Genomic DNA, 12,664 nt, shown 5'->3' with positions numbered 1-12,664 from the left:
ACAATCTGCCTGCCCCCCTGGCCGCCCCATCATGTCTGAAGACCTGCAACCCTCTCTATTCAATTTAGAGTCCGATCCCCAACCTCCGACCCCCGAGGTCGATCGCGATCGCATTCCCTACGATGCCAGCATCCCGATCCCCCCCGGCACCTACAGCAGCTTGGAACTGCTCGCCACCCATTGCGCTCAGTGCCAGCGGTGCGAGTTGCATACCGGTCGCACCAATATTGTCGTACAGCGGGGCAACCCCAGCGCTGCTGTGATGATTGTTGGAGAGGGTCCGGGCCAAAACGAAGACGAACAGGGCAAGCCTTTTGTGGGGAAATCGGGGCAGTTATTAGACAAAATTTTGCAGTCTGTCGCATTCGATCCTGCCGAAGATGTCTACATCTGTAATGTGGTGAAATGTCGTCCCCCCGGCAATCGCGCCCCCACCCCCGCTGAAATGGAAGCCTGCAAGCCTTACTTAATGGAACAAATTCGCATCATCGATCCCAAAATTATCTTGCTGACGGGAGCAACCGCCGTGCGTGCAATTCTGAAGGAAAAACGGGGGATTACGAAAATTCGCGGCCAGTGGTTTGAGTGGGAAGGCCGTCTGGCCATGCCGATTTTTCACCCCGCTTATCTGCTGCGCAATCAATCTCGCAAACCGGGCAGTCCCAAATGGTTGATGTGGCAGGATATTCAGGCTGTTAAGGCGAAGTACGAAGAGCTGGGGTTGGGACTGGAGTTTTAGCAGCAATTTCTAAAGTATTACTTAGTCGAGCAAATGCGAAGATATACACGTCTCCTAGTAATGATATCGACAAGAAATAATTGTTAGATAATTGTCATCTAAGGCATAGACAAGACGATTGGTATCATCAATACGACGCGACCAAAAACCCGACAGGTTTTCTTTCAAAGGTTCAGGCTTGCCAATCCCTTCAAAGGGAAGACTTTTAGTTGCTTTGATAAGTTTATTAATTCTTTTAAGAGTCTTTTTGTCCTGACTTTGCCAATAGATATAGTCGTTCCAAGCTTCATCAGTCCAGGCTAGTTTCCGATTACTCATCTAATAAGTCTTTCTCGGTTACCTGTCCCCGTTTGTATTGGGCAATTGAACGTTCTAAGTGAGCAGCATTAGCCGGAGACTGTAATAAATGAACCGTTTCAAGCAAACTATTGAAGTACTCGAGTGACATCACTACTGCATCATCAGCATCTCGTCTGGCGATGATGGTATAGTCAGCATCATCGATTACCCTATCTAAAACCGTTTTCAATTTATTTCTAGCTTCACTAAAGGTAACTATTTCCATCTCGACAACCTGACCGCTTACTTGTACAAGTGTATCTTAGCTCATCTGAGATTCCAGGCTCCAGTATCCACAAAAGCCACGGGCAATCTTTGGAGTTCGGCTAGAGAATGTTGTCGTAGTTTTGTCCTGAGAGGAGGCTTCGTTTTCTAAAGACAGGTTGGCGATCGCTGCTAGAAGATCGGCAGGAGCTGTTGGTTGGCTCGAACTGGAAAATGCCATAACTAATATGATTGGCGATACAAAACAGACATCAATTTCTAACCCACCGACAAGACCGGCGCAATCTCCAATAGCGCGACATCGGGAAACTTTTCTCGAATTTGCTCCAAGCTCCAAATGTTCTTGCACAGTAGCACCGGCCGATCCCAGCTATCCCGCACGAGCTCTGCCCCGTAGAGCCCCGTGAAGTCACCGGCCACATCCCAACCCCCCTCAATCCAACGGGCAACTGTGTAAATCAGGGGTTCCAGACGGCTTTCGACGTTGTATTCGCTCTGCAGGCGATATTGCACCACTTCAAACTGAAGCTGGCCTACGGCTGCCAAAATCGGATCTCGCTTGGCTTCGTCCAGCGAATACATCACTTGCACCGCCCCCTCCTCTTTGAGTTGGTCGATCCCCTTGTTAAACTGCTTGAACTTGGAAGGATTGGGGTTGCGCAACCAGTTAAATAGCTCGGGTGAAAAGCTGGGAATACCTCCGTATTGCAGCGGTTGGCCCGTACACACCGTATCGCCAATTTGGAAGGTACCGGGGTTGACCAAGCCCACAATGTCGCCGGGAAAAGCCGATTCCACCGTTTCCCGCTGCTGGGCAAATAACTTCTGGGGGCGAGACAGGCGTACCTCTTTACCCGTGCGGACGTGCCGAACCGTCATATCCTTATCGAAGCGACCGGAACAAACGCGAATGAAGGCAATCCGATCGCGGTGTCGCGGGTCCATATTTGCCTGCAGCTTGAACACAAAGCCCGAAAACTCTTCAGTCTCGGGTTCGACGGTGCCCGCCGTGCTCTGGCGCGGCATCGGATGCAGCGAGAGGTCTAGGAAGTCATCCAGAAATAACTGCAGGCCAAAACTGGTCGTGGCACTGCCGAAAAATACAGGCGTCATGCGACCCTCGCGAACCGCCGCCCGATCCAATTCGGCCGCCACTTCATCTAAAATTTCCAGCTCTTCGATCGCCTGCTCGTAACTGTCCCGATCGAGCAGCTCGGCTAATTTGGGATCGTCCAAACCCGCCACTTCTATCGCTGTTGCCTTTTGGCCGCGCTCCGATCGCTCGAATAGATGAACTTCTTGGCGCTGGCGATCGTAAACCCCGCTAAACCGATCGCCCGATCCAATCGGCCAATTCATCGGATAGGGGGTCAATTTTAGCGTCGATTCGATCTCGTCAATCAACTCGAACGGCTCCATCGTGGGGCGATCCATTTTGTTGATGAAGGTGAAGATAGGCAACTGACGCATTTTGCACACCTCAAATAATTTGAGGGTCTGGGCCTCCAATCCCTTCGCACCGTCCAGCAACATGACCGCATTATCAGCCGCTGATAGCGTCCGGTAGGTGTCTTCACTAAAGTCTTGGTGACCGGGGGTATCTAACAGGTTGAGCTGTTTGTCCCGATAGGCAAATTGCAGCACCGTCGAGGTAATCGAAATTCCCCGCTGCTGCTCCATCTTCATCCAATCGGAGGTGGCATGCCGCTGTGCCCGCTTAGCCTTCACCGCTCCCGCTTGATTCACGGCCCCGCCATACAGCAACAGTTTTTCGGTCAGCGTGGTCTTGCCCGCATCTGGGTGAGAAATAATGGCAAACGTCCGTCGTCGTTCGATTTCGTTGGCGATCGTAGAAATTTGGCTCATGCAAGGACTGGGGATTGAGGGTGAGGGAATTGAGGAGCGAGGAATTGAGATCGAGTGACATCTATTCCCTAAAAACCTAACGTGCCAATGGAGTCTCAGCCAAATGCGATGGCATTAATTGGGGCAACTCCACCACAAACGTCGTCCGATCGTCGCCACTGCAGGCGCAAATGGAACCGTTCAGTTGCTCGACCAATTGTTTGACGAGAGCCAATCCGAGACCCGTGCCCCCCTGCTTCCAGCGATCGATGGAAGGCACCCGATAAAACTTGTCGAAGACGTGGGGCAAGGCAGAGTCAGGAATCTCAACGCCCGTGTTGGTGACAACCAGTTGAATGCGGTCCGGTTCGGTTTTGGCGGAGAGGGCGATTTGTCCGCCTGGAGGGGTGTACTTATTGGCATTGTGCAGCAGTTCGGTGACAATGCGTTCCAAACTAGAGGGATCGGTGGAAAAGGCCGGGAGTGCGGAAGGCAGATCGAGCTGAAAATCTTGCTGGCGATCGCGAGCTCGCTCGCGGAAGGTGGCGGCCCGTTCGGGCAGCCACGCCTCGAGACGAATCGTCTGGAGCTGGGGGGTGTATCCGCGCCCGTCCAGCCGCTGCAGCTTGAGTAAATCATCGATCAATTTGATTTCGCGATCGCATTCCTGTTTGAGAATGTGGAAATATCTGACTGTCGAATCCTGCTGGGCCAGTGGTTTTTGCAACTCTTCCTCTAGGTTGAGCTGCCGCTTGAGCCGCAACTCCAACATCTGGATCGCCATGCGCATCGTGGTAATCGGGGTGCGCAGTTCGTGGGAAACCGTGTCGAGAAAATCATCTTTGAGCTGATTGATGCGCTCTAACTCCTGCACCTGGCGCTGGGACGCTTGATAGAGGCGGGCCTGACGAATGGCGATCGCACATTGGTTGGCGATCTGCTGCACAATTCGCACTTCTAAGTCTCCAAAGGAGCAAGCGCGAGGCCGATACAGCCATAAATTTCCCAAGACGCCGCGATCGTCCAAAATTGGACAGGCCAGAACGGCACATTGCTGGGCATCAGCCCGCACAAACTCGCCATCGAGGGGGCAAAACTGCAGGTGATTGCCGCCAATCAGCTGGTGTTGGATGCGATCGTTCGGATTGATGCGGGCGCGGTAGCCTCGCAACGATGGAAAAGTGGTGGTGTGCTCGTAACGAATGGTGTAATCGGTGTGACTTTCGCTATAGAGAGCAGTTTCGCAACAATCGACCCCCAAACCGAAGCTTAATTCCTCCACAACGGTCTGCAACACTCGATCTTCATCCAGACTGTCTCTCACTTTATCGGCGATCGACTTGAGCAACTCTTCTAACTCCAATGCCTGTTGCAATTGAAAGGTCCGAGACCGAATTTGTCGTTCTAGGTCGAAGTTGAGTCGCTGTGCCTGCTTGTATTGTTCGGCTTGTTCGATCGCCGTTTCCAATTGCTCGACAAACGCCATCAGAGGGGCTGCCGAAGCTAAATCGGTATCGCTGTAAGCAGCCACGATCGCGCACCCCCATAACTGCCCTTGTGCTTGTAACGGGATTGCCAGCCAGGGATCGGGCAGGTTTCGAACGAGTTCCGCAGGCACCTCGCCCGCCAGCGCTTCCTCTACCGTCAGAGTTGCCAGCAGTTGGCGTTTTTCCACTAGCCGCCAATCGAGGCCGGGGGCCGATATTTCTAACGCCAGGGGAGCCTCGAGTGCTCGTCCGCCGGAGTAGAGACTTACCACCTGCCAGTGATGGTGGCTGTGGTTGTAATGCCAAATAGATGAGTGAGGAAGATTGAAATCTGAGGCGAGTAATTTAGTGGCGGTGGCAAAGATGGTTTTGAGGTGCAGCGAATGGTGCAGGGCACGGGCGGTGCGATTGAGAGAACACTGAGGATTCTCTTGCGACTGTGCCGCGTCAACGGGTTGCCGAGGTTCTAAAACAGACTGCGATCTCAGGGGTTTATCGCCGTTTGTGCCGAGCCGGTCTCGGCCTAGAGGCACGCTTTCCGTTGCGCACAGCAATAACAAGCCTGTCCCCAGCTCGGGAGCCGCCCGGATGACTGCCTGCATCGACATCCATTCTTTCTGCCGAAAGATTGTCTGCAATGTCCCCTGCCACAATTCGGCTGCGGATGCAATTAGGGCCTGTTTGAACTCAGCCCGATCTCCAGGCGCGATCCACTCGATCGCAGACCGCCCGATGGCTGCTTCTGGCTCAATCTCCAGCACCTGCGCAGCCAGCGCCCCGATCTGCACAATTCTGGATCGAGTATCTATCGCTACACAGAATGCAGGTAAGTCGCGATAGAGCGCTTGAAAACTACGAATAACACCTTGACTGACTGAAACTCGCGCTAGGGCCTTGCGGGCTTGCCAGCAGGGGGCATGTCGCGAGCGACTCGCAGAGAGATGGGATCTTCGCAACTTAGGCGGGCAATGCTTCACAATTTCTCTCCTCCCGCTCGATATCCCACAGACAGTCTCAACGGCTCGGAATATGCCTTATGCGCTTTATCCAAAACCTGCCTTAAACCGCACATGAATGTCATCAATTTTATCTATTATCTATTTTTAATAATAACTTAAGATCTATTAAAGTCTCATAAAAGTTAGATGGCTCGCGACTCAATGGGGACGCAAGGATTAGCTCCATTTAGGGCAATCTCGCCAGACTGTCCTAAGCCAACCCCACTTTCACTCCTACAAGTTACCCACCCTTACAGCGAGAACTCGACTCTCGAGATCGGAATCTCACTTTAGGTATTAAAACTAACTCCAAAAATTGACTTTTTATCTTTATATTCTTGATAATTCATCTTGTTTGCAAACTTTTTCCGTTGAAATTATACCTCTATCTGTGATTTAAGTGTCAATGAATAAGCTTTTTCTCTCTAGGTGGAGAACTGGCGATTCAAGCGTTTGAGAAGTTTGCGAGGCCGCGATGATTGGCTGGGGAGTCAGGCAAGCCGACTAAGCTGCACTCTCGATCGCTGCAGCTAAAGCAGCTTCAAACTGTTCTAGCGGTACCGCTCCGCTCAAAGGAATGCCGTTGAGGGTGAAGAAGGGAGTTCCTTGCAGTCCGAGCTGTTGGGCCATCTCGAGGTCTGTCCGAATGGCGGCGTTGGCCTTGGGGCGATCGCTATTGAAGCGGTCGAGGTCTAATCTCAGAGTGCTCGCCAATTCGAGATAGTAATCTTCACCGAGTCGATCTTGGTGGCTAAACAGAGCATCGTGGTATTGCCAAAATTTCCCTTGCTGGTGGGCTGCCCAGGCTGCCTGTGCTGCGGGGAGCGCTTCGGGGTGAATTTGCTGGAGCGGGAAATGTTTGAAGACCAACGCGACCTTGCTGTGGGCGTTGACAAATGCTTCGACCGTCGCTTGCGATCGCGCACAGAAGGGGCACTGAAAATCTGAAAACTCGTAGAGGACGTATGCCAAGTCTTCTGCCCCTCGGGTTGGCGATGTGCCAATCTGTCCGGCAGGATCGTTGGCGAACGGCTGCAGCGCTCTAGCTTGTTGTTCTTCCCGTGCGACGGTAGCGGCGGCCTGCTGTTCGGCTTGGTAGGTTTGGACGGATTCAATAATGACCTGAGGATTGGAGCGAATAATTTCGATTACTTGGCTTTGTAACTGCTCGGGCGAAGGACCGCAACCGGCTAGGCACAGGCTGCAGATTGCCACAAGCAGACACCAACGACGCAGATTAGCCACCATAGTTTCAATTCCCGATCGCAGAGGTTTTGTAGTTCATATTGCCCAACTGAGCGGCAGGCACGAAGTTCCAGGATGCATGCCTATCGGCGGCGTCCGGCAAAAACCTAACATTAACTCCTGACTTTGCTCAACCTCAGCACCAATCGCGTGGAATTTACGCCATTCACGCTGAAGTCACGCAAGACTTTCAATAGCCTGTCCCTGGTCTACAAGAATGAGAACGAGTATCATTATCATGACTTGACTCAATCGCTTGTTACCCCTTGCCATTCTTGACTATGAAACTCTTCAGCTCGTCCCGCCGCTGTGCAGCCCTAGTGTTTGGGGCCGTTGCCTGTGTGTCAGTCCTGCCCTCGGCCGCAAGCGGCCCTGCAGAAGAAGCGAGTACCTTTCGCCAGCATGACGCCCACGTCCACGGGAGCGTTCAGATGAATGTAGCCATTGAGGATGACTCACTCTACATCGAACTCTCGAGCCCCGCTGTTAACATTGTCGGCTTCGAGCACAGCCCCAATACTGAAGCGCAGGAGGAAGCCATCCACGAGGCATTAGAAGCGCTGGAGAACGGTGCCGACCTGTTTGAATTTCCTGCTGAGGCGAACTGCAATCTGTCCGATGTCGATGTTGACACCGATATCGTGGGCGAACATAGCGACTCCCACGAGCAGAAAGAAGCACGCCACGCTGAAGGAAGTCATTCTGCTGAAGGAAGTCATTCTGCTGAAGGAAGTCATTCTATTGATGGAGGTCATTCTATTGATGGAGGTCATTCTACTGATGGAGGTCATTCTACTGATGGAGGTCATTCTACTGATGGAGGTCATTCTAACGATCGCGCCATCCACAGTGAGTTCGAGGCAAGCTACCGCTTCACCTGCGCAAGACCGGACAGACTTCAACAAATCGATGTCGAGCTTTTCTCTCGATTCTCAGGCATAGAGGAAATAGAGGTGCAGGCCCTGACTGCAACGGGGCAGATAGCGGCTGAGCTGACACCAACGAATACGACACTATCTTGGTAAAGGATTGAGGGCCTGTGCTTGTGACACCCAACAATCGGGACGATCGGGCTAGCGATCGCGCTGTGGAGAATGGCGCGATCGCACTGACTGACTTGAAATACAGTTGGCGTAAAAACTCCAAGCCCCTCCTCGATATCCCAAGCTTGCGGATCGAGTCAGGCAAGACAATCTTCGTTGAAGGCCCCAGTGGCAGTGGCAAGAGTACCCTCCTCAGTCTGTTGGCCGGTGTGATTACCCCCCAGCAGGGGACGGTCGCAGTGCTCGATCGGCGGATAGACCGCATGAGTGGTCCCCATCGAGACCAGTTCCGTGCCGATCGCATTGGCTTCATCTTCCAGATGTTCAATCTCATTCCCTATCTATCTGTGGTGGACAATGTGACGCTACCCTGTCGGTTTTCTCGACGGCGACGACAGCAGGCGCAGCATCAGTCTGCCGATCTGAAGGCAGAAGCACTTCGCTTGCTGGAGCATCTGGACATGGCAAAACCAGAGTTGCTGAAGCAGCCGGTTAGCTATCTCAGCGTCGGCCAGCAACAGCGGGTGGCGGCGGCCAGAGCCCTGATGGGAGCCCCCGAACTGATCGTCGCTGACGAGCCCACATCTTCTCTCGATCGCGATCGCCGCGAAGCCTTCATTCGACTCCTGTTTGCAGAATGCGATCGGGAACGAAGCACCCTAGTCTTCGTGAGCCACGATCGCACGCTGGCCAGACTGTTCGATCGCACCATTCATCTCGCCGAGATTAACCGAGCCGGTCATTTGTCATAAGGCCATTTGTCAGAAGGAGCGATGCCAATGTCCATCTTCAGCTTGGCCCTCAAAAGTCTGTGGAACCGCAAGGTTACAGCGGGGTTAACCACTTTGTCCATCGGCCTCAGCGTCGCGATGCTATTGGGGGTGGAACGCATTCACACCGAAGCGCGGGCTAGCTTTACCAACACCCTATCGGGAACGGATTTAATTGTCGGAGCTCGCACTGGCGCAGTGCAATTGCTGCTCTATTCCGTCTTTCGCATTGGCTATGCCACCCACAATATCTCTTGGGAAACAGCTCGGGAGATCGAAGCCCATCCGGCGGTCAAATGGACGATTCCCATCTCCTTGGGAGATTCGCACCAGGGTTACCGCGTGATGGGCACCACAACCGATTACTTCGAGCACTTTCGCTTCGCTCGCGATCGCGGCTTGACCTTCTCCCGAGGTCAAAGGTTTGAAGCAGTCTACGATGCTGTGCTGGGAGCTGAAGTGGCTGAAAAGCTAGGGTACGCTCTCGGCGATGCGATTGTCATTGCCCACGGTGCCGGCCAAATTAGCTTGCTCGAACATGACGACAAGCCCTTTCGCGTGGTGGGAATTTTAAACCGGACGGGCACGCCGGTAGACCAAACCGTTCACATCAGCCTGGAAGGGCTCGAAGCGATTCATATTGACTGGCAGGATGGTGCTCCGCCCCGTCCGGGTCAAGCCATTCCCCCCGAGGTGGCAGCAAGGCTCGCCCTCTCTCCCCAAGCTGTGACTGCCGTGCTGGTGAGGCTGAACTCCCGCATTGCGGCATTCGAATTTCAACGCTTCGCCAACAACTATCCTGCCGAGCCGCTGTTGGCTATCCTCCCTGGCGTCACTCTGCAAGAACTGTGGGAGGCGATCGGGGTGGCCGAACGAGCGCTGGCGGTGGTGTCGGGATTTGTCGCGGCTGTGGGGCTGTCTGGAATGCTCGTCGCCCTCTTGACCAGCCTCAACGAGCGTCGTCGGGAGATGGCGATCTTGCGATCGGTGGGAGCTCGCCCGCTGCATATTTTTGCGCTGATTGTGGGGGAGGCGGGGGTCTTAACCGTTGCAGGAGTGGCGACAGGGATAGCGCTACTCTACGGCTTGTTATGGGTGGCTCGACCCGTTATCCTAGCAAGATTCGGTTTGTTCGTCGCGATCGGCGGGCTGACAGGTTACGAGCTCATCCTGATTGCGATCGTGTGCGGAGCAGGTACCTTAATAGGGATAATTCCTGGTTATCTCAGTTATCGTTACTCTCTCGCGGATGGCATGTCAGTTCGGATCTGAACAAGTTTTTTGCATCAGCTGACTTGTAGAACATCATTAGAGAGATCGCTCGGAGGCCCTTGATGAAAAAGTTGTCTGCAGCCTTAGTCATACTAGCCACTTTGATGGTGCTGCCCGCGCGCAGCGAGAACGCCCGCGAACTGTCTTGGGAAGACTTGGCCCCCCAGATTGAGTTTGAAGATCCCTACCGAGGCTTGACTCCCGAGCAAGTGGCCGACTTTAGCCTCGTTTATTGGATGATTCAGCGACAGCAAGTCGGCCCGGAAATGAGTGAGGCCGAGCGGATACCGTTGGAAGCACAATATCGGGAATCCGTCAGCGCATTGGAGGCTTCGGGCTTCGACATTGACAGCGCGATCGCCAAACAAGATGAGATTAACGAGAGACAGCGGCTTGCAGATAGGAGCGTAGTTGCAGAGCTCAATACTCTGAATGTCAAGATACCCGGTTATGCTCTGCCGCTAGAGTATTCAGACGATAATCGGGTAACTGAGTTTCTCTTGGTTCCCTACGTAGGAGCCTGTATCCACGTACCGCCCCCCCCTCCCAATCAGATCGTCCACGTCCAATCGGAACGAGGGATAGAAATCAATAGCTTGTTCGAACCGGTTTGGGTTTCTGGCAGGCTGACCACTCAGCAAACGGAACAAGACCTTTCGTTTGTGGATGGAGCCGCAAGTATTGATGTCGGTTACGCCCTTGAGGCCAACCTGATTGAAGCTTATACCGAATAGCTATCAATCTCGGCCTACCCCGCTTGAATACAACAACAAACCCAAAAAGAACGTTACAGAGAGCATGTTGGCATAAATAACAATTTTCGAGATGCTTCGAGCGTGCAGCAGCAGGCGAATTTTCGTAACTGCCTTTTGCTGTTCTCACTCCTGCTTTAAAGTCACGCGATACAGTAATGAAAGCTACAGCGCGACTCGGCGGGAGTGCTCCTGCAGGGTCTTCTCACATTCATAGCCCAAGTCTTGTTCTATGAGATTTTGTTTTTCCATGCCTAGTTGGGGTACTCAACTGCGTTCTTGTCTGCTCCGCTCCCTCAGTGGGGCGCTCGCTGCCAGCCTATTCACCCTAACTGCCGCCCGTGCAGCTGAAGAAGTGTCTCTCCATCTCGGGGGGGCCCAACGATCGATCGATGTGGACGATCTGACCGTGTTTGTGACCTCCGACGAAATCCCTGACGGCTTGCGCTGGTATGCCAGACAATTTAATGACGGACAGGTGGAAGAATTTCGAGAATTACTCGTCACGCCTTTCGAAATAGACCCCATAACGGTGTCGAGTTTTGTCAAATCGCAATTGGGCGAAGCACTGCTCAAACGGCTGCTCGTGCTGTTTAAAACCAACAATCGCGACACGACATTTAAGGCGTTGCGGGCTGCTTTAGTCTTGGCTGCGTTTGAGGAGGACGGCCTATCTATCCTCAATGTGATTGAAAAGTGGCCGCTGCGGCAGGTGCGGCTGGACTTCAATGTCGCCCTCAAGGCAATCGACAATGCCAAGCAACTGTTTGTTGAAGCCGAGCTGATTGGGCGCGAGCTGCGACAGAAGGCGGTGCGAGAGCTGGCCGCGACCGACCTACCCCCCTTACCCGATCTCAGCCAAGCAGGGCCTTATGCCTGGCGTGTCAGGACCCTGCGCCTGAGCAACCCCGATCGCCAGCGCCTCAAGGGGATCTTTGTCGATCTCTACGTCCCTAGCGACCTCCCCGAGCCCGCTCCCCTCTTAGTCATCTCCCACGGTTTTGCCTCCAGCCGCGACACGTTTGCCTATCTGGCCGAACACTTGGCCTCTCATGGCTTTGCCGTGGCGGCGATCGAACATCCCACCAGCAGTACTGTGACCGTGCAGCGGTTTTTGCAAGGGGACGTAGAGCCAGTTGCCTCCGAAGTATTTATCGAGCGACCCAAAGACATTTCGGTGGTGTTGGACGAATTAGAATCCCTGACGGCTTCGGACGGAGTGTTGTACAACCGGATTGCTGTCGATCGCGTTGGGGTTATCGGTCAATCGCTGGGGGGCTACACAGCCCTAGCTGTGGGAGGAGCAAGCCTCGACTTCGAATTTGCCAGACGACGGTGCGATGCCTCGCTGCAATCGCTACCTTTCAACCTCTCCGTTCTATTGCAGTGCCGCCTGCTGGAAATTCCTGCCGACACCTACACACTCAAAGACGATCGCGTTGCTGCGGTCTTGGCCCTCAATCCAATTACGAGTTCCATGTTCGGCCCCCTCGGCATGAGTCAACTGGAGCTCCCCCTCGCCATCTTTGCCTCTAAAAATGACTTTTTTGCCCCAGCCATTCCCGAGCAGATCTATCCGTTTGTCTGGGCAGGCAGCACCGACAAACACCTGATTTTGGTGGAAGAAGGCACCCATTTTTCCTTTCTAGGGGACACCACCGCCACCAGTGGCATCGCTTTTGACCTACCAGCCGAAATATTAGGCCCCGATCCCAGCTTGACTCACCCTGTCATACAAGCGTTTGCCACCGCCTTTTTCGAGATCCATTTGGCCGATCGCCCCGAGCGGCAACCCTATTTGAGCAATAGTTATCTGCGATCGATTGCAGCAGCGCCATTTACGTTCTCTGCAACCCAATCCCTCGATAAGACAGATGTCGATACAGCGATCGCCGCTCCGCTATCGGAAGAAGGGGTCAATTTCAATCCATCGTTTTAGTCAAGCGTCG

At 53.5% G+C, this 12,664-nt stretch carries 11 protein-coding genes; 6 read left to right on the top strand and 5 right to left on the bottom strand.

Annotated elements, in window-relative coordinates; genetic code table 11:
- The first annotated feature begins 31 nt into the window (after positions 1-31).
- Positions 32-739: a uracil-DNA glycosylase family protein gene (locus tag SYN7336_RS21510; RefSeq protein WP_017328017.1), complete on the top strand. Its 708-nt coding sequence runs from the start codon at positions 32-34 to the stop codon at positions 737-739.
- A 54-nt stretch (positions 740-793) separates the two neighbouring features.
- Here the strand turns inward: SYN7336_RS21510 and SYN7336_RS29335 are convergent, their stop codons facing one another.
- From SYN7336_RS29335 to SYN7336_RS21490, 5 genes are all read right to left on the bottom strand, one after another.
- Complete coding sequence (locus tag SYN7336_RS29335; RefSeq protein ID WP_071590834.1) at positions 794-1,057, bottom strand: Txe/YoeB family addiction module toxin; 264 nt, start codon at positions 1,055-1,057, stop codon at positions 794-796.
- Positions 1,050-1,304: a type II toxin-antitoxin system Phd/YefM family antitoxin gene (locus SYN7336_RS21505; protein ID WP_017328016.1), complete on the bottom strand. Its 255-nt coding sequence runs from the start codon at positions 1,302-1,304 to the stop codon at positions 1,050-1,052. Before SYN7336_RS21505 ends, SYN7336_RS29335 begins: the two co-directional genes overlap by 8 nt.
- Before the next feature lie 257 nt (positions 1,305-1,561).
- Positions 1,562-3,169: a peptide chain release factor 3 gene (locus SYN7336_RS21500; RefSeq protein ID WP_017328015.1), complete on the bottom strand. Its 1,608-nt coding sequence runs from the start codon at positions 3,167-3,169 to the stop codon at positions 1,562-1,564.
- A 76-nt stretch (positions 3,170-3,245) separates the two neighbouring features.
- The gene (locus SYN7336_RS28395) at positions 3,246-5,423 is read right to left on the bottom strand and encodes a GAF domain-containing sensor histidine kinase (protein WP_017328014.1); all 2,178 of its coding nucleotides are present in this window, start codon (positions 5,421-5,423) and stop codon (positions 3,246-3,248) included.
- A gap of 714 nt (positions 5,424-6,137) precedes the next feature.
- Complete coding sequence (locus tag SYN7336_RS21490; protein WP_017328013.1) at positions 6,138-6,881, bottom strand: thioredoxin domain-containing protein; 744 nt, start codon at positions 6,879-6,881, stop codon at positions 6,138-6,140.
- 278 nt (positions 6,882-7,159) lie between these two features.
- Between SYN7336_RS21490 and SYN7336_RS29330 the strand changes: the two genes are divergently transcribed.
- From SYN7336_RS29330 to SYN7336_RS21460, 5 genes are all read left to right on the top strand, one after another.
- Positions 7,160-7,903 (top strand): DUF2796 domain-containing protein, encoded by a 744-nt coding sequence (locus tag SYN7336_RS29330; protein ID WP_071590833.1) that lies wholly within the window; start codon positions 7,160-7,162, stop codon positions 7,901-7,903.
- Between the two features lie 20 nt (positions 7,904-7,923).
- Positions 7,924-8,673, top strand: a complete 750-nt coding sequence (locus SYN7336_RS21475; RefSeq protein WP_017328010.1) for an ABC transporter ATP-binding protein — start codon at positions 7,924-7,926, stop codon at positions 8,671-8,673.
- Between the two features lie 27 nt (positions 8,674-8,700).
- Entirely contained in the window at positions 8,701-9,963 is a 1,263-nt protein-coding gene (locus tag SYN7336_RS21470) for an ABC transporter permease (protein WP_017328009.1), read from the top strand.
- A gap of 62 nt (positions 9,964-10,025) precedes the next feature.
- The gene (locus tag SYN7336_RS21465) at positions 10,026-10,697 is read left to right on the top strand and encodes a DUF3299 domain-containing protein (RefSeq protein ID WP_017328008.1); all 672 of its coding nucleotides are present in this window, start codon (positions 10,026-10,028) and stop codon (positions 10,695-10,697) included.
- Between the two features lie 268 nt (positions 10,698-10,965).
- A complete protein-coding gene (locus SYN7336_RS21460) occupies positions 10,966-12,654 on the top strand; it encodes an alpha/beta hydrolase (protein WP_017328007.1) in 1,689 nt (562 codons plus the stop codon).
- Positions 12,655-12,664 lie beyond the last annotated feature (10 nt).

This window comes from Synechococcus sp. PCC 7336 (assembly GCF_000332275.1).
In the GTDB taxonomy this organism is placed as follows: Bacteria; Cyanobacteriota; Cyanobacteriia; order Thermostichales; family PCC-7336; genus PCC-7336.
This window is presented reverse-complemented; position numbering and strand designations above follow the sequence as displayed.